Source organism: Pseudomonas sp. lyk4-R2A-10 (genome assembly GCF_030209075.1).
Taxonomy (GTDB): Bacteria; Pseudomonadota; Gammaproteobacteria; order Pseudomonadales; family Pseudomonadaceae; genus Aquipseudomonas; species Aquipseudomonas glycinae.
The window spans coordinates 457,754-476,145 of the sequence record NZ_JARVSR010000011.1 but is presented as its reverse complement, the minus strand read 5'-3'; the positions used below and the strand labels follow the sequence as shown (position 1 = coordinate 476,145).

Here is an 18,392-nt window from a genome sequence, read left to right as displayed (position 1 = left end):
ATAAGGGAGAGGCGCGCTAAGGTCGAGATTAAAAATTCAGGTTGTGGGCAGGCGCTTTGATTGCACCTGCCGGTCAACGGTATTGGAGGAAGACGTTGTCTCGCCCGAACTGGTCACGCAGGGCTTGAATCAAGGCATCCGCCGGGTCGATCCGCCAGGTCTCGCCAAACTGCAGCAAGGTCTTCGCATCGGGACTGGTGTATTCCATGGTGATCGGGCACGCCCCGCGATGACGCTTGAGCAAATCACCCAACCAGCGTAGCTGATCGCCCTTCAGATCCTGGGTCTGCAACTTCAGGCGCAGGCTCTCGGCCAGATTGGTGCGCGCATCTTCCATGCTCATCACCCGCTTGACCCGCAGGCGCAGGCCGCCGGAGAAGTCGTCGTTGCTGACCTCGCCTTCGACCACCACCATCGCATCGGTCTGCAACAGCGATTGCGCAGAATGGAACGCATCGGCAAACAGCGACGCCTCGATCCGCCCGGAGCGGTCGTCGAGGGTGATGAAGCCCATCTTGTCGCCCTTTTTGTTCTTCATCACCCGCAGGGCGATGATCATCCCCGCCACGGTCTGGGTATCCCGGGCCGGTTTCAGGTCGATGATGCGCTGACGGGCGAATCGGCGAATTTCGCCTTCGTACTCGTCGATCGGGTGACCGGTCAGGTACAGGCCCAAGGTGTCTTTTTCACCTTTGAGCCGTTCCTTGAGGGTCAGCTCTTTCGCCTTGCGATGAACCGCGTAAACGTCCGCGTCTTCCTCGACGAACAGCCCGCCAAACAGGTCGGCGTGGCCGCTGTCACGGGTGCGCGCGGTCTGCTCGGCCGACTTGATCGCCTCTTCCATCGCCGCCAGCAGAACGGCACGGTTGCGGTCGATGTTGGCCTGATAGGCCTTCTGCTCGTCGTGGAAGTACGGGCCGAGGCGATCCAGCGCACCGCTGCGGATCAGACCGTCCAGCGTGCGCTTGTTGATACGCTTGAGGTCAACTCGGGCGCAGAAGTCGAACAGGTCCTTGAACGGACCGGCCTGACGGACCTCGGTGATCGCTTCCACCGGGCCTTCACCGACGCCTTTGATCGCGCCCAGGCCGTACACGATGCGTCCCTCGTCGTTCACCGTGAACTTGAATTCCGACGTGTTCACGTCCGGCGCATCGAGGCGCAGCTTCATCGTGCGCACTTCCTCGATCAAGGTCACGACCTTGTCGGTGTTGTGCATGTCCGCCGACAGTACCGCAGCCATGAACGGCGCCGGGTAGTGAGCCTTCAGCCAGGCAGTCTGATACGAGACCAGGCCGTAGGCGGCGGAGTGGGATTTGTTGAAGCCGTAACCGGCGAACTTTTCCACCAGGTCGAAAATGTTACCGGCCAGATCCGCGTCGATATTGTTCGACGCACAACCCTCAATGAAACCGCCACGCTGCTTGGCCATTTCCTCGGGCTTCTTCTTGCCCATCGCCCGACGCAGCATGTCCGCGCCACCGAGGGTATAACCGGCCATGACCTGGGCGATCTGCATCACCTGTTCCTGATACAGGATGATGCCGTAGGTCGGTGCCAGTACCGGCTGCAAACCTTCGTACTGGTAATCCGGGTGCGGATACGCAAGTTCCGCGCGACCGTGCTTACGGTTGATGAAGTCATCCACCATGCCTGATTGCAGCGGGCCCGGACGGAACAGGGCCACCAGTGCGATCAAGTCTTCGAGGCAGTCGGGCTTGAGCTTTTTGATCAGCTCTTTCATGCCGCGGGATTCGAGCTGGAACACCGCGGTGGTTTCAGCCTTTTGCAGCAGCTGATAAGTCGGCTTGTCATCCAGCGGGATGAACGCGATGTCCAGCGGCGGCTCGTTGACCTTGGCGCGGTCGCGGTTGATGGTCTTCAGCGCCCAGTCGATGATCGTCAGGGTCCGCAGGCCGAGGAAGTCGAACTTCACCAGACCGGCCGCCTCGACGTCGTCCTTGTCGAACTGGGTCACCAGACCGTCGCCGGCCTCGTCGCAGTAAATCGGCGAGAAGTCGGTCAGCTTGGTCGGCGCGATCACCACACCACCGGCGTGTTTACCGACGTTACGCACCACGCCTTCGAGCTTGCGCGCCATCTCCCAGATTTCCGCCGCTTCCTCATCGACCTTGATGAAGTCGCGCAGGATTTCTTCCTGCTCGTAGGCTTTTTCAAGGGTCATGCCGACTTCGAACGGAATCATCTTCGACAGGCGATCCGCCAGGCCGAACGACTTGCCCTGGGCCCGCGCCACGTCCCGCACCACAGCCTTCGCCGCCATGGAACCGAAGGTGATGATCTGGCTCACCGCATTGCGGCCGTATTTTTCGGCCACGTAATCGATCACCCGGTCGCGACCATCCATGCAGAAGTCGACGTCGAAGTCGGGCATCGATACCCGTTCCGGGTTGAGGAAACGTTCGAACAGCAGGTCATATTCCAGCGGGTCGAGGTCGGTGATCTTTTGCACATAGGCCACCAGCGATCCGGCACCCGACCCCCGGCCTGGGCCCACCGGCACGCCGTTGTTCTTGGCCCACTGGATAAAGTCCATCACGATCAGGAAGTAACCGGGGAACCCCATCTGGATGATGATATCCAGCTCGAAATTCAGCCGGTCGACGTAGACCTGACGCTTGGCCTCGTAGTCCTCGGTGGTGTCCTTGGGCAGCAGCACGCTGAGGCGTTCTTCCAGGCCATCGAAAGAGACCTTGCGGAAATACTCGTCGATGGTCATGCCATCGGGAATTGGATAGTCGGGCAGGAAGTGCTTGCCCAGCTTCACGTCGATGTTGCAGCGCTTGGCGATCTCGACGGTGTTCTCGATCGCATCCGGCAGGTCGCTGAACAGCTCGGCCATTTCTTCGGCGCTTTTCAGGTACTGCTGATCACTGTAGTTCTTCGAACGCCGCGGATCGTCGAGGGCCCTGCCCTCACCGATGCAGACGCGGGTTTCGTGAGCGGCGAAGTCTTCCTGCTTGATGAAGCGTACGTCGTTTGTAGCTACCAACGGCGCGCCGAGCTTGTCGGCCAGGGCCACGGCACCGTGCAACTGTTCTTCGTCGTTCGGACGGTTGGTACGCTGAACTTCCAGATAGAAACGATCCGGGAACACCGCCATCCATTCGCGGGCCAGCGCCTCGGCTTCGGCGGGGTTGCCGCCGATCATGGCCATGCCGATCTCGCCTTCTTTCGCGGCGGACAGCATGATCAGGCCTTCGTTGGCCTCGGCGACCCACTCGCGCTCGATGATGACCATGCCGTTACGCTGACCGTCGATGAAGCCACGGGAAATCAGCTCGGTCAGGTTGCGATAGCCCTGGGCATTCATGACCAGCAGGCTGATCCGGCTTAGCGGCCCATCCGGGTCCTTGTTCGACAGCCACAGGTCGGCGCCGCAGATCGGCTTGATCCCGGCGCCCATGGTGTTTTTATAGAATTTGACCAGCGAACACATGTTGTTCTGGTCGGTCACCGCAACGGCCGGCATGCCCATGCCGGTCAGGGCCTTGACCAACGGCTTGATCCGCACCAGCCCGTCGACCAGGGAGTATTCAGTGTGCAGGCGTAGATGAACGAATGAAGCCGGCATAGTGATCCTGTCCAGTTACATAGAGACAACAAGGCCCGGATTGTACCGGGCCCCGAACAAAACATCAGCCTCGCCGCTAAACCTGCACGAGACCTTCCAGCGCTTCATAAGCCTGACGAACCGGGGCAAAAGAACGCCGGTGAATCGGCGTCGGCCCCAGGCGCACCAGCGCTTCCAGATGAACGGGCGTCGGGTAGCCTTTGTGACCACTGATGCCGTAACCCGGGTAGATCAATTCGAACGCCGCCATCTCGCGGTCGCGGCTGACCTTGGCCAGAATCGAGGCCGCGGCGATGGCCGGAACCTTGCTGTCGCCCTTGACCACCGCTTCGGAACGCATCGGCAGTTTCGGGCAACGGTTGCCGTCGATCATCGCCAGTTTCGGCTGGATGTGCAGGCCAGCGACAGCGCGCTGCATCGCCAGCATGGTGGCGTGAAGGATGTTCAGTTCGTCGATTTCTTCGACCTCGGCGCGGGCGATGCACCAGCTCAGCGCCTTCTCGCAGATTTCATCGTAGAGCTTTTCGCGCTTGGCTTCGGTGAGTTTCTTCGAGTCGTTGAGGCCGAGAATCGGGCGGTTCGGATCGAGGATAACCGCGGCCGTGACGACCGCGCCGCACAGCGGGCCACGACCGACTTCATCGACACCGGCCACCAGTTCTTCGACTTCGGCGACCAGGGTAAAATCCAGCCCCATCTGCATGCTTGTCTTGCTCATCGTGTTTGCCCGATCAGGTTGAGAACGGCATCAGCCGCCTGATTGGAAGCGTCCAGGCGCAGGGTGCGATGGATCTCGTCGAAGCCGCGGGTCTGCTCTTCGCCACCGTCGATCAACGGCGACAGGGTCTGGGCAAGCGCCTCGACAGTCGCATCATCCTGCAACAATTCCGGGACCAGCAATCGCTGGGCCAGCAGGTTCGGCAGGGACACGTACGGGCTCTTGACCATGCGCTTGAGAATCCAGAACGTCAGCGGCGCAAGACGGTAGGCCACGACCATCGGACGCTTGTACAGCAGCGCTTCCAGGGTTGCCGTGCCCGACGCGATGAGAACCGCGTTGCACGCTGCCAGAGCCAGGTGGGATTTGCCATCGAGCAGAGTCACCGGCAGGTCGCGGCCAGCCAACAGCTCTTCGAGCTGGGCACGACGCTCGGGATTGGCGCAAGGGATGACGAAACGCACACCCGGGCGCATGGCACGCAGACGTTGGGCGGTATCAAGGAACAGCGCCCCCAGACGACTGACTTCGCCACCCCGACTGCCGGGCATCAATGCCACCAGCGGACCGTCCGGCAGACCGAGTTCGGCACGCGCAGCGGCGCGATCGGCCTCCAGCGGAATGGTGTCGGCCAGCGTATGGCCGACGAACCGCACCGGGACGCCTTTCTCTTCATAGAATCTGGCTTCGAACGGCAGCAGCGTGAGCATCAGGTCGCAGCCTTCGCGGATCTTCAGCACCCGCTTCTGCCGCCACGCCCATACCGAAGGGCTGACGTAGTGCACGGTCTTGATTCCGGCCTGACGCAGCTTGAGTTCGATATTGAGGTTGAAGTCCGGTGCGTCGATACCGATGAATACATCCGGTTTTTCAGCGATAAGCGTGGCGATGAGGTCCTTGCGGCGCTTGAGCAGTTCACGCAACCGCCCCAGGACTTCCACCAGCCCCATGACCGACAGACGTTCCATCGGAAAATAGGAGGTCAGGCCTTCGGCCTGCATCAGCGGACCGCCGACACCGATGAACTCCACCGCAGGGTGCTGTGCCTTGAGGGCGCGCATGAGACCGGCGCCCAGAATGTCACCGGAAGCCTCACCCGCCACCAGCGCAATACGCAGATTGGCCATGGTCAGCGGGTGATGCCGCGGGTCGACGACTGGATGGAGTCACGGAACATCGCGACTTCCGGGAACTGTGCAGACGGCTCGGCCAGCTCGGCCAGCGCCTGCTCGACGGTCAGGCCCTGGCGATACACCGTTTTGTACGCACGGCGCAGGGCGTGAATGGCGTCTTCGCTGAAACCACGACGACGCATGCCTTCGAAGTTCATGCTGCGCGCTTCGGCCGGGTTGCCGAATACGGTGACGAACGCCGGAACGTCCTTGCCGATCGCCGTGCCCATGCCGGAAAAGCTGTGGGCGCCGATGTGGCAATACTGATGCACCAGGGTGAAACCGGACAGGATTGCCCAGTCATCAACGTGCACATGGCCGGCCAGCGCGGTGTTGTTGACCAGGATGCAGTGGTTGCCGATGACGCTGTCATGTCCGATGTGGGCATAGGCCATGATCAGGTTGTGATCACCCAGGGTCGTTTCGGAACGATCCTGAACGGTGCCACGATGAATCGTCACGCCTTCGCGGATGACGTTGTGGTCACCGATCACCAGGCGGGTTTCTTCGCCCTTGTATTTCAGGTCCGGCGTGTCTTCGCCTACCGAGGAAAACTGGTAGATGCGGTTGTGCTTGCCGATACGGGTCGGACCTTTGAGGATCACGTGTGGCCCGATGACCGTTCCCTCGCCGATTTCCACACCTGCACCGATGATCGACCACGGGCCGACCTCGACGCCATCGGCCAGGACGGCCGATGGATCGATGATTGCGCGAGGGTCAATCAAACTCATAGCTTGCGTTCCGCACAGATGATTTCAGCCGAGCAGACCGGTTTGCCATCGACCGAAGCCTGGCATTCGAACTTCCAGATCTGACGCTTGCAACTGATGAACTTGGCTTCGAGGATCAACTGATCGCCCGGCAGCACTGGCTGGCGGAAACGCAGTTTGTCGGAGCCAACGAAGTAATAAAGGGTGCCGTCGGCCGGTTTCACGTCAAGCATCTTGAAACCGAGGATCCCGGCAGCCTGAGCCATGGCTTCGATGATCAGCACGCCCGGCATGATCGGGTGCGCCGGGAAGTGACCGTTGAAGAACGGCTCGTTGATGCTGACATTCTTGTAGGCGCGAATGCGCTTGCCTTCCGTATCCAGCTCCACTACCCGATCCACCAGCAGGAACGGGTAACGGTGAGGCAGGTATTCGCGAATCTCGTTGATGTCCATCATTTCGGGGGGAAGCCTATGTAAAGATTGGGAGCGCGACTGACGCGCACTCCTCTAGCAAATCAAGGAGGCAGTCCAGAGGCTGTGCACACTTGATATGGAAATGGTATCAGCCTTCAGATGAAGCATTACCGTCGGGGGTCACTTCCCCGGACCGCTTTTCCAGCTGTTTCAAACGTCGCGCGATGTCATCGAGCTGACGAATACGGGCCGCGCTTTTGCGCCATTCGGCCGCAGGTTGCATAGCTGTGCCGGAAGAATAGGCACCCGGCTCGGTAATCGAGTGGGTCACCATGGTCATCCCGGTCAGGAATACGTTGTCGCAAATATCGATGTGCCCTACCAGGCCAACACCCCCGGCGAGCATGCAGTGCTTGCCGATTTTGGTGCTGCCGGAAATCCCCACGCACGCGGCCATGGCGGTGTGGTCACCGACCTGCACGTTGTGGGCGATCTGAATCTGGTTGTCGAGCTTCACACCATTGCCGATCACGGTATCGGCCAGCGCACCGCGGTCGATGGCAGTGTTCACGCCAATCTCCACATCGTCACCGATGGTCACGCCGCCGATCTGGGCGATCTTCTGCCAAACACCCTTCTCGTTGGCAAAACCGAAGCCTTCACCGCCGAGCACGGCGCCGGACTGGATCACCACCCGCTTGCCGATCCGCACATCGTGATACAGCGTGACTCGCGGGGCCAGCCAGCCGCCCTCGCCGATTTCGCTGCGGGCTCCGACAACGCAATGCGCGCCGAGTGTCACATCTGCGCCGATTCGAGCACCGGCTTCGATCACAACGAAGGGACCGACACTGGCGCTCGGATCGACCACGGCATCCTCGGCAATCACCGCCGTCGGATGAATGCCGGCAGTGGCCTTGGGCTTCGGATCGAATAGATGGGAAATGCGTGCGTAAGCCAGATAAGGATCCGGCACCACCAGCGCATTACCGGCATAACCTTCCGCGTCGGCAGCCTTGAGCAACAGGGCTGCGGCTTGCGTGCCAGCCAGGTATTTACGGTATTGGGGGTTTGCCAGAAAGCTCAACTGAGCTGGGCCAGCCTCCTGCAAGGTGGCTAGCCCAGTGATTTGCTTCTCGGGGTCGCCACTCAGGGTGGCGCCGAGGAACTCGGCCAACTGGCCGAGCTTGATAGTCACGGTCATGGGTTACTTCAGCTGATTCATGCGCTCGATAACCTGGCGCGTGATGTCGTACTGAGGTTTGACATCGATCACTGCGCCACGCTCGAACACCAGGTCAAAACCACCTTTCTTGATGACTTCTTCCACTGCGCTATCCAGTTTCGGCTTCAGTTGCTTGAGCATTTCGCGGTCGGCAACGGCCTTGGCTTCGTTCAGTTCCTTGGACTGGAACTGGAAGTCACGAGCCTTTTGCTTGAACTCAAGCTCCAGACGCTCGCGCTCGCCTTGCTGCATCTTGTCGCCACCGGCCATCAGACGATCCTGAATGCCCTTGGCGCTGCTTTCCAGGGTCTTGAGCTTGGTCAGTTGCGGACCGAATTTCTTCTCGGCATCCACGGCGTACTTCTTGGCCGCGTCGGATTCCAGCAGCGCCATCTGATAGTTCAGAACGGCAATTTTCATGTCGGCAAATGCCGGGCCTGCCACCAGTACGGAGGCCAGGAGAACCAATTGAGTCAACTTACGCACGATGCACTCCTACAAAATCCATTGTCGTTGTCTTGGGTCAGACGCTTAGAACGTCTGGCCGAGGGAGAATTGGAACACTTGAGTTTCAGCGTCATCCGGTTTCTTGATCGGCATCGCCAGTGCAAAGCTCAGCGGGCCCAGCGCAGTGACCCAGGTCACACCGACACCGACGGAGCTGGCCATGTTGCTGAGGCTGATGTCGTTGCATTGGGTGGCAGAAGTCGAGCCGACAGTCGCGTTGGTGGTCTTCTCGCACTTGGAGTCGAATACGTTACCCACATCCCAGAATACCGAAGTACGCAGGGAACGCTGATCCTTGACGAATGGCAGCGGGAACAACACCTCGACACCACCCTGGATCAACACGTTACCACCGAACGGCAGCGGATCCTGATCCGGGTCACGCAACGTACCAGCGTTACCGGTCACATCCGCACCACGGCTAGGGGTACTGCGCGGACCCAGGGTGCTGTCCTTGAAGCCACGTACCGAGTTGAAACCACCAGCATAGTAGTTTTCATAGAACGGCAAGCCATCGGTCGAACCGTAACCGTCGCCATAACCCAGCTCGGTGTGCAGGCGCATGGTGTAGTTTTCGCTCAGTGGCTGGAACAACTGGCCACGGTAATCGAGCTTGAAGAACGACAGGTCGCTGCCTGGAATCGTGGTTTCCAGGGTCAGGCTCTGGGAACGACCACGGGTTGGCAATACACCCTTGTTCAGGGTGGATTCGGACCAGCCGGCCGAAGCCTTGAAGTTCAGGTAGTTGTCGCCTTCACGCTTAACGAAGTCGAAAATCTCGTCAACGGTGTATTGACCGGTCTTGATCTTGTCCTGTTGAGCGGACAGACCAAAGGTCAGACGCGAAGTCTCGCTGATCGGGTAGCCCACGTTCACGCCGGCGCCCAGGCTGTCTACCGCGTAGCTAGCTACGTCGACGTCAAGGTCTTTGTAGTCGGTGGTGCGGTAGAACGCGTTGTAACCCAGGCTCACGCCATCGGCGGTCCAGTAGGGGTCAACGTAGCCAAAGTTGTAGCGGCTCTGGTATTCGCTGCGGGTCAGGCCGACGCTGACGCGGTTACCGGTACCGAGGAAGTTGTTCTGGGTGATCGAACCACCGAGGATCAGACCGGCACTTTGGGCGAAACCGACGCTGGCGGTGATCGAACCGGAGGCCTGCTCTTCCACGCTGTAGTTCACGTCAACCTGGTCGTCGACACCTGGCACGGCCGGGGTTTCGACGTTGACCTCTTTAAAGAAGCCCAGACGCTCCAGACGGGTCTTGGACTGATCGATCAGGTAAGTAGAAGCCCAGCCACCTTCCATCTGACGCATTTCACGGCGCAGCACTTCGTCCTCGGACTTGGTGTTGCCACGGAAGTTGATGCGGTTGACGTAGGCACGCTTGCCCGGATCGACGGCAAACAGGATATCGACGGTGTGATCTTCGTCATGCGGTTGTGGCACGCCGTTAACGTTGGCGAAGGTGTAACCCTCGTTACCCAGACGCCGGGTGATCAGTTCGGAAGTGGTGGTCATCAGCTTGCGCGAGAACACCTGGCCTTTCTGCACCAGCAACAGGGACTTGACCTGATCTTCAGGAACCTTCAGGTCACCGCTGAGCTTGACGTCACGAACGGTGTACTTCTCGCCTTCGTTGACGTTGACAGTGATGTAGACGTGCTTCTTGTCCGGGGTGATGGACACCTGGGTCGAAGCGATATCCATGTTGATATAGCCGCGGTCCAGGTAGTAGGAACGCAGACGCTCCAGGTCACCGGACAGTTTTTCACGGGCGTACTTGTCGTCGTTCTTGAAGAACGACAGCCAGTTGGTGGTTTTCAGTTCGAACAGGTCGGTCAGGTCTTCCTCGGGGAAAACCGTGTTGCCCACCACGTTGATATGCTGAATGGCAGCGACGGTGCCTTCGTTGATCTTCACTTTCAGGCCGACACGGTTGCGCGGCTGCGAGACCACTTCGGTATCGACGGTAGCCGAGTAACGACCTTGTGCAACGTACTGACGTTGCAGCTCGTTACGCACGCCTTCAAGGGTCGCGCGCTGGAAGATCTCGCCTTCGGCCAGACCGGATTGCTTGAGGCCTTTCATCAGGTCTTCGGTAGAGATCGCCTTGTTGCCTTCGATCTCGATGCTGGCGACCGAGGGACGTTCGACGACAGTGATCACCAGAACGTTGCCTTCGCGGCCCAGCTGGATATCTTGAAAGAAACCGGTTTTGAACAACGCACGAGTGGATTCCACCAGGCGACGATCATCCGCCTGCTCGCCGACGTTCAACGGCAAGGCACCAAAGACGCTACCCGCGGAGACCCGCTGGAGGCCATTGACGCGAATATCAGAGATAGTGAAGGACTCGGCGTGAACTTCGGCGATCATCAATACGGTGAGAACCGCAGTTAGCAGCAGACGTTTCATGAAGTCCTTTCTTATTCCAACTGGCAATAAACAAACTGCCGCAAAATGCGGCAGATTCGCAATTCAGCGAAGCGTTACAGACGACCCAGATCGTTGACCAGAGCAAGCAACATCACCCCGACCACCAAACTGATACCGATCTGTATCCCCCAACCTTGCACCCGATCCGACAAGGGACGACCACGCGCCCACTCGATCAGATAAAACAACAAATGCCCCCCATCCAGTACAGGAATGGGCAGCAAATTCAGAACCCCCAGGCTAATACTCAGATAAGCAAGGAAATTCAGGAAATCAGCGACGCCCGACTGGGCAGAAGCGCCCGCCACTTTAGCAATGGTTATCGGTCCACTCAAGTTTTTTACCGAGAGCTCGCCGAAGAGCATTTTCTTCAGTGAATCCAGCGTCAGGACGCTCATGGTCCAGGTACGACGGGCACCCTCGCCAATCGCCGCCAAAGGACCGTAGCTGACCTCGCGGATCATTTCCGGTGGCCAGTCGACAGCCTTGACGCCCGCCCCCAGGTAACCGCTTGGCGACTTCTTCTCGCCACGTGCAGCCAATGTCACAGGGACGTCGATTTGAACACCGTCGCGCTCGACGCGCAGCACGATTTTGGTATCAGGACGCGTACGAACGGTGTCGACCACCTGCTGCCAGTCATCCAGCGCCTTGCCATCCAGTGTCAGCAGACGATCGCCGGTTTTCAGCCCGGCTGCCTGGGCCGGACCTTTGGGATCAAGTTCGGCCAGCACCGGCGGCAATGCCGGGCGCCAAGGGCGAATGCCGAGAGAGCGAATCGGATCCGGCTCGTCAGCCCCCTTGAGCCATTTATCGAGTGCCAGTTCACGAGGCGAATCAGCCGTAGAGCCCTGCTCGCGCACCAGTACCTGCAAGGAACCGCTTTCCCCGAGACGTCGCACCAACTGCAGGTTGACCGCCGCCCAGCCCGAGGTCGGCTCGCCGTCGATCGCGACGATTTCCTGACCGGCGCTCAGCCCAGCCGTAGCGGCGATGCTGCCGGACTCCACCGAACCGATGACCGGGCGAATCTGTTCGCTGCCGAGCATCGCCAGCACCCAGAAGAACACCAGCGCAAGCAGGAAGTTGGCCACAGGGCCGGCCGCGACGATGGCGATACGCTGACGTACGGACTTGCGATTGAATGACTGATGAAGCTGATCGGCCGGTACTTCGCCTTCGCGCTCATCAAGCATTTTGACGTAGCCACCCAGCGGAATGGCCGCGACCACGAACTCGGTGCCCTGCTTGTCATGCCAGCGCAGCAGCGGCATGCCGAAGCCCACGGAGAAACGCAGAACCTTGACGCCACAGCGACGCGCGACCCAGAAATGGCCGAATTCGTGAAAGGTGACCAGCACACCCAGAGCGATCAGGGTGCCGGCAATCATATAGAGCGCGCTCATCTACTTTCTCCGCAATCCTGTCCAGTGCCGCGTGAAGCCATGTATTGCAAGACCTATCGGCCGTGACGACTCAACCACTGCCCGGCCAATGTCCGGGCAGTCGCGTCAGCGGCGAATACCGCATCGAGATTGTCCAGGGCCACCACAGGCTCGAGATTCAAGACTTCCTCGATGATACTCGCGATTTCCAGGTAGCGAACCCGTCCGTCGAGAAACGCGGCCACCGCCACTTCATTCGCCGCATTGAGCATGGCCGGGGCGCTGTTTCCCGCCTCGGCCGCCTGCCGCGCAAGCCGAAGGCACGGGAAGCGCTCTTCGTCGGGCGCTTCGAAATCCAGGCGTGCTACAGCGAATAGATCCAGCGGCGCCACGCCCGAGTCAATGCGCTCAGGCCAGGCCAGGGCATTGGCAATCGGCGTGCGCATGTCGGGATTGCCCAACTGCGCCAGCACCGAACCGTCCACATAATCGACCAGCGAATGAATCACGCTTTGTGGATGAATCACCACTTCGACTTGCGAAGGCTTGGCATCGAACAACCAGCAGGCTTCGATCAATTCGAGCCCTTTGTTCATCATGCTGGCCGAATCCACGGAGATCTTGCGGCCCATCGACCAGTTCGGGTGGGCACAGGCCTGGTCCGGTGAAACATGCGCCAGTTCGGCCATTGGCGTCTGCCGGAAAGGGCCACCGGAGGCCGTCAGCAAAATCCGACGGACCCCGACATTGCTCAACCCGCGAGCAAAGTCCTGCGGCATACACTGGAAAATCGCGTTGTGCTCGCTGTCGATCGGCAACAGGACCGAACCGCTCTTGCGCACCGCCTGCATGAACAAGGCGCCGGACATGACCAGCGCTTCCTTGTTGGCCAGAAGAATCTTCTTGCCCGCCTCGACAGCCGCCAGAGTCGGGCGCAAACCCGCCGCGCCGACAATGGCCGCCATGACGGCATCCACCTCAGGCGCAGCAGCGACCTGACACAAGCCTTCCTCGCCAACCAGCACCTGCGTCGACAGGCCAGCGGCTCGTAAATCGTCCTGCAGGTTGCGAGCAGCACCGGCCTCCGGCACTACCGCATATTCAGGAAGATGACGGACACACAGGGCAAACAGTTCGCTCAGACGGGTAAAACCGCTCAGGGCGAAAGCCTGATAACGATCCGGATGCCGGGCGATAACGTCCAGCGTACTCAGACCGATCGATCCGGTCGCGCCCAGGACGGTAATCTGCTGTGGGCGACTCACGATGCCGCCATCCACAACAGCACCGCAAAGACCGGGATCGCCGCCGTCAGACTGTCGATGCGATCCAGCACGCCACCATGCCCCGGCAGCAGATTACTGCTGTCCTTGATGCCGGACTGGCGCTTGAACATGCTTTCGGTCAGATCACCCACCACAGAGATGAAGACAATCACCGCTGCACCGATCAACCCCTTGAACAGTTGCGCCACCGTCCAGTCACGGAACAGTGCGACCAGCGTGGTGATGACCAGGCTCAGCGCCAGACCGCCATACACGCCTTCCCAACTTTTGCCGGGACTGACTTGCGGCGCCAGCTTGCGCTTGCCGAATGCACGACCGGAGAAGTACGCCCCGATATCAGCCCCCCAGACCAGCACCATCACCGCCATGATCAACCAGTTACCGAGCGGGTACTGCTTGATCAGCACCAACCCCTGCCAGGCGGGCAACAGAATCAGCAAACCAATCACCAGTTTGCTGGCGGCACTGGACCAGCGCTCGCTGGAACGCGGGTACGTCAGCACCAGCCAGGTCGCCAATGCCCACCAGATTACCGAAGCACCCAGCACCCAAGGCGCCAGCCCCGGAAGGATATACATGACAAACAGCATCAGCGCGACGACCGCCGCGTAGCCGACACGAAATGCCTGCGCGGTGAAACCGGCCAGACGCGCCCACTCCCAGGCACCCAGACTCACGACCAGACCGATGAACAGGGCAAAACCGGAACCCTCGAGCAGGAAAAATCCGCCCAGAGCGATCGGCAACAGAATCAGTGCAGTGATGATGCGTTGTTTAAGCATTAAACCCGGGCTCCAGCTTCGACCTGCTCGCTCGTTTTACCGAAGCGACGCTGGCGCAAAGCGAAATCGGCCAGCGCATTGCGCATGGCTTCGTGTTTGAAGTCCGGCCAGAACAGGTCGGAGAAGTACAACTCGGCGTAAGCCAACTGCCACAAGAGGAAGTTGCTGATGCGATGCTCGCCGCCGGTGCGGATGCACAGGTCGGGCAACGGCAGATCACCAGTGACCAGACAGGTCTGCAGCAGATCCGGCGTGATGTCTTCCGGTCGCAGATGACCCGCCTGAACTTCACGCGCCAGACGCTGCGCCGCTTGCGCAATGTCCCACTGACCGCCGTAATTGGCGGCGATCTGCAGAATGAAGCGGTTGGCACCAGCGGTCATCGCTTCTGCTTCACGCATGGCTGCCTGAAGCTCGGGATGAAACCGCGTACGGTCGCCGATGATGCGCAGACTGATGTTGTTGTCGTTCAGGCGCTTGGCTTCACGACGCAGCGCCTTGAAGAACAGGTCCATCAAGGCGCTGACCTCGTCAGCCGGACGCTGCCAGTTTTCACTGGAAAAGGCGAACAGGGTGAGCACTTCGACCTTGGCCTCGGCACACACCTCGATCACCGCCCGCACAGCATCCACGCCAGCCTTATGCCCGGCGACACCCGGCATAAAGCGTTTTTTCGCCCAGCGATTATTGCCATCCATGATGATCGCGACATGGCGCGGCACCGTGGACGGCGCAGTCTGCTTGGTCTTGTCCATTTAAAACTCGACCCTTATACGGCCATCAGGTCTTTTTCTTTCTCGGCCAGCTTGGCGTCGATTTCAGCCACGAACTTCTTGGTCAGATCGTCGATCTCGCCTGCGGCGCGACGCTCTTCGTCTTCGCTGATTTCCTTTTCCTTGACCAGATCCTTCAGGGAGCTGTTCGCATCGCGACGGATGTTGCGCACGGCAACACGGGCGTCTTCTGCCACGTCACGCGCCTGCTTGGTGAAACCGCGACGGGTTTCTTCGGTCAGGGCCGGCATGCTGATCAGCAGCAGCTCACCCAGGTTGGTCGGGTTCAGATTCAGACCTGCACTGCCGATAGCCTTGTCGACGGCGCCCAGCATGTTGCGCTCGAACGCAACGACTTGCAGGGTACGAGCGTCCTTGACGGTGATGTTGGCCACTTGCTTGATCGGGGTGTCAGCGCCGTAGTAAGGCACCATCACACCCTCCAGGATGCTTGGGTGCGCCTGACCGGTGCGGATACGACCGAAGTTGTGAGCCAGGGACTCAACGGACTTCGTCATGCGCTCTTTAGCGTCTTTCTTGATTTCGTTGATCATTGTTGGACTTCCTCGATCAGAGTGCCTTCAGCGCCACCATGCACGATGTTCAGCAGGGCGCCCGGCTTGTTCATGTTAAATACGCGCAGCGGCATCTTGTGATCGCGGCACAGGCAGATAGCCGTCAGATCCATTACACCCAGCTTGCGATCCAGTACTTCATCGTAGGTCAGATGATCGAACTTCTCGGCATGCGGGTCTTTGAACGGGTCAGCGGTGTAGACGCCATCAACCTTGGTCGCCTTGAGCACGACGTCCGCGTCGATTTCAATGGCGCGCAGGCAGGCTGCCGAATCCGTGGTAAAGAACGGATTGCCGGTACCGGCCGCGAAAATCACCACGTCCTTGGAGTTCAGATGACGCATGGCCTTGCGACGGTCATAGTGATCGGTCACACCAACCATCGAGATGGCCGACATCACGATCGCCGAGATATTGGCACGTTCCAGCGCGTCGCGCATGGCCAGGGCGTTCATCACAGTGGCCAGCATGCCCATGTGGTCGCCCGTGACCCGATCCATGCCGGCCTTGCTCAGCGCTTCACCGCGGAACAGGTTGCCACCACCGATCACCAGACCGACCTGAACGCCGATACCGACCAGTTGGCCGACTTCCAGCGCCATGCGATCCAGCACTTTCGGATCGATCCCGAACTCTTCCGAGCCCATCAGGGCCTCGCCGCTAAGCTTGAGTAGAATGCGTTTATAGCGAGCCTGATAACCACTGCCCTGCTGAGCCATTGCGAATCTCTCCTGCGGCGTATTTTAAAAATTCTTTGCGAGCTGTTTACAGCTGGCGTTCACTCTAGCTTGGCGCTGCTTCAGCGCCATCGGAACATGGCTTTGTAAGTCAGTTCCAAGGGGAAACCAATTAAAAATTGGTAACCCTATCTGAAAAGAGGCTGCGCGCGTGAGCGGGCAGCCTCTTTCGGGCGACAGTTGAAAAACCGTCTTATTGCTTGGCGGCAGCCAGCTGAGCAGCAACTTCTTCAGCGAAGTTGTCGACCGGCTTCTCGATGCCTTCGCCTACTTTGAAGTAGGTGAAGGAAACGATTTCAGCGCCGCCTTTCTTGGCCAGCTCGCCAACCTTGATTTCAGGGTTCTTGACGAACGCCTGCTCAACCAGGCTCGCTTCTGCCAGGAACTTGCTGATACGGCCCTTGACCATGTTCTCAACAATGTTTTCTGGCTTGCCTTTGATTTTTTCTTCGTTCAGCTGCAGGAACACAGCCTTTTCACGCTCGATCGCTTCGTCGGAGACTTGCGAAGGCAGCAGGAACTCAGGGTTGCTTGCAGCAACGTGCATTGCGATGTCTTTGGCCAGCTCGACGTCGCCACCTTTCAGGACAACAGCAACACCGATCTTGTTGCCGTGCAGGTAGGTGCCGACTACGTCGCCTTCTACGCGCACCAGGCGACGGATGTTGACGTTCTCGCCTACTTTGGCAACCAGTGCTTCGCGAGCGGCTTCTTGAGCAGCGATCAGCGGAGCTGCGTCGGTCAGCTTGTCAGCGAATGCTTTGTCAACGCTGGCAGCAACGAAGTTTTTGAAGTCGTCTTGCAGAGCCAGGAAGTCGGTCTGCGAGTTGACTTCGATCAGAACGGCAGCCTTGCCGTCGTCCTTGATGGCGATAGCGCCTTCAGCGGCAACGTTGCCAGCTTTCTTGGCAGCCTTGATGGCGCCCGAAGCACGCATGTCATCAATGGCTTTTTCGATGTCGCCGCCAGCCTTTTCCAGGGCTTTCTTGCAATCCATCATGCCTTCGCCGGTACGCTCGCGCAGTTCTTTGACCAACGCTGCAGTAATTGCTGCCATTTTAAAATTCCTCTTGGATAGGTTTTCAACCATTCCACCCGATCGAACGGGCGTTCAATTCTTCCCGAGCCACCTTGTAGCCGCTGCACGTTACAGATGCTGTAGCTGCGCTGCCGACAAATGGTTTTCAAGGTGGCAAAAAGGGGGCCAAGCCCCCTTTTTGCTTACTGAGTCAACGCCAGGGCGTCAATTACTCAGCTGCAGCCTGAGTTTCTTCAGCTGCGAATTCTACAGTACCGCCAGCAACGTTGTTGCGACCGCGGATCACTGCGTCAGCCATCGAACCCATGTACAGCTGGATAGCGCGGATTGCGTCATCGTTGCCTGGGATGATGTAGTCAACGCCTTCCGGGCTGCTGTTGGTATCGACAACGCCGATGACCGGGATGCCCAGCTTGTTGGCTTCGGTGATCGCGATGCGCTCGTGGTCAACGTCGATCACGAACAGTGCGTCTGGCAGACCGCCCATGTCCTTGATGCCGCCCAGGGAGCGATCCAGCTTCTCAAGATCGCGAGTGCGCATCAGCGCTTCTTTCTTGGTCAGCTTGGCGAAAGTACCGTCTTCGGCTTGTACTTCAAGGTCACGCAGACGCTTGATGGAAGCACGGATGGTCTTGAAGTTGGTCAGCATGCCGCCCAACCAGCGGTGATCGACGTACGGCGAACCGCAACGTGCTGCTTCTTCAGCAACGATCTTGCCAGCGGAACGCTTGGTGCCGACGAACAGAATCTTGTTTTTGCCCTGGGCCAGACGCTCTACGAAAGTCAGAGCTTCGTTGAACATTGGCAGGGTTTTTTCAAGGTTGATGATGTGAATCTTGTTACGCGCGCCGAAAATGTACTTGCCCATTTTCGGATTCCAGTAACGGGTTTGGTGACCGAAGTGCACACCGGCCTTCAGCATATCGCGCATGTTGACTTGGGACATGATAGTTCCTTGATAAGTCGGGTTGGGCCTCCACGTATCCCAATGACCAACCATTGATCCGAGGATCAAAGGCACCCAGGCCATCGT

The 18,392-nt window shown here is 59.2% G+C and carries 16 protein-coding genes; all 16 read right to left on the bottom strand.

Going from position 1 to position 18,392, the window contains the following annotated elements; translation table 11 throughout:
* Positions 1–73 precede the first annotated feature (73 nt).
* Positions 74–3,595 carry a DNA polymerase III subunit alpha gene (gene dnaE / locus QRN46_RS19260; RefSeq protein ID WP_285356571.1) on the bottom strand — a complete coding sequence of 1,174 codons (3,522 nt, stop codon included), beginning with the start codon at positions 3,593–3,595 and terminating at the stop codon, positions 74–76.
* Between the two features lie 76 nt (positions 3,596–3,671).
* A complete protein-coding gene (gene rnhB / locus QRN46_RS19255) occupies positions 3,672–4,298 on the bottom strand; it encodes a ribonuclease HII (protein ID WP_041475153.1) in 627 nt (208 codons plus the stop codon).
* A gap of 11 nt (positions 4,299–4,309) precedes the next feature.
* The gene (lpxB, locus tag QRN46_RS19250; RefSeq protein ID WP_011332691.1) at positions 4,310–5,440 is read right to left on the bottom strand and encodes a lipid-A-disaccharide synthase; all 1,131 of its coding nucleotides are present in this window, start codon (positions 5,438–5,440) and stop codon (positions 4,310–4,312) included.
* A gap of 2 nt (positions 5,441–5,442) precedes the next feature.
* Complete coding sequence (gene lpxA / locus QRN46_RS19245; RefSeq protein WP_007954792.1) at positions 5,443–6,219, bottom strand: acyl-ACP--UDP-N-acetylglucosamine O-acyltransferase; 777 nt, start codon at positions 6,217–6,219, stop codon at positions 5,443–5,445.
* On the bottom strand, positions 6,216–6,656 hold the full coding sequence (gene fabZ / locus QRN46_RS19240; RefSeq protein WP_003222142.1) for a 3-hydroxyacyl-ACP dehydratase FabZ: 441 nt from the start codon (positions 6,654–6,656) through the stop codon (positions 6,216–6,218). Before fabZ ends, lpxA begins: the two co-directional genes overlap by 4 nt.
* A 106-nt stretch (positions 6,657–6,762) precedes the next feature.
* Positions 6,763–7,818, bottom strand: a complete 1,056-nt coding sequence (lpxD, locus tag QRN46_RS19235; RefSeq protein WP_011332690.1) for a UDP-3-O-(3-hydroxymyristoyl)glucosamine N-acyltransferase — start codon at positions 7,816–7,818, stop codon at positions 6,763–6,765.
* 3 nt (positions 7,819–7,821) lie between these two features.
* Complete coding sequence (locus QRN46_RS19230) at positions 7,822–8,325, bottom strand: OmpH/Skp family outer membrane protein (RefSeq protein WP_003222140.1); 504 nt, start codon at positions 8,323–8,325, stop codon at positions 7,822–7,824.
* A gap of 45 nt (positions 8,326–8,370) precedes the next feature.
* Positions 8,371–10,761 carry an outer membrane protein assembly factor BamA gene (bamA, locus tag QRN46_RS19225; protein ID WP_011332689.1) on the bottom strand — a complete coding sequence of 797 codons (2,391 nt, stop codon included), beginning with the start codon at positions 10,759–10,761 and terminating at the stop codon, positions 8,371–8,373.
* A 74-nt stretch (positions 10,762–10,835) separates the two neighbouring features.
* Entirely contained in the window at positions 10,836–12,188 is a 1,353-nt protein-coding gene (gene rseP / locus QRN46_RS19220; RefSeq protein WP_011332688.1) for a sigma E protease regulator RseP, read from the bottom strand.
* Between the two features lie 53 nt (positions 12,189–12,241).
* Positions 12,242–13,432, bottom strand: coding sequence for a 1-deoxy-D-xylulose-5-phosphate reductoisomerase (gene ispC, locus QRN46_RS19215; protein WP_201816927.1), 1,191 nt, complete (start codon positions 13,430–13,432; stop codon positions 12,242–12,244).
* Complete coding sequence (locus tag QRN46_RS19210; RefSeq protein ID WP_011332686.1) at positions 13,429–14,235, bottom strand: phosphatidate cytidylyltransferase; 807 nt, start codon at positions 14,233–14,235, stop codon at positions 13,429–13,431. Before QRN46_RS19210 ends, ispC begins: the two co-directional genes overlap by 4 nt.
* Positions 14,235–14,990: a polyprenyl diphosphate synthase gene (gene uppS / locus QRN46_RS19205; RefSeq protein WP_064379010.1), complete on the bottom strand. Its 756-nt coding sequence runs from the start codon at positions 14,988–14,990 to the stop codon at positions 14,235–14,237. The genes QRN46_RS19210 and uppS overlap by 1 nt, the downstream gene beginning before the upstream one ends.
* Before the next feature lie 14 nt (positions 14,991–15,004).
* A complete protein-coding gene (gene frr, locus QRN46_RS19200) occupies positions 15,005–15,562 on the bottom strand; it encodes a ribosome recycling factor (RefSeq protein ID WP_011332684.1) in 558 nt (185 codons plus the stop codon).
* On the bottom strand, positions 15,559–16,302 hold the full coding sequence (pyrH, locus tag QRN46_RS19195; RefSeq protein WP_011332683.1) for a UMP kinase: 744 nt from the start codon (positions 16,300–16,302) through the stop codon (positions 15,559–15,561). Before pyrH ends, frr begins: the two co-directional genes overlap by 4 nt.
* A 211-nt stretch (positions 16,303–16,513) precedes the next feature.
* The gene (tsf, locus tag QRN46_RS19190; RefSeq protein WP_011332682.1) at positions 16,514–17,377 is read right to left on the bottom strand and encodes a translation elongation factor Ts; all 864 of its coding nucleotides are present in this window, start codon (positions 17,375–17,377) and stop codon (positions 16,514–16,516) included.
* 190 nt (positions 17,378–17,567) lie between these two features.
* On the bottom strand, positions 17,568–18,305 hold the full coding sequence (gene rpsB, locus QRN46_RS19185; RefSeq protein ID WP_008052780.1) for a 30S ribosomal protein S2: 738 nt from the start codon (positions 18,303–18,305) through the stop codon (positions 17,568–17,570).
* Positions 18,306–18,392 lie beyond the last annotated feature (87 nt).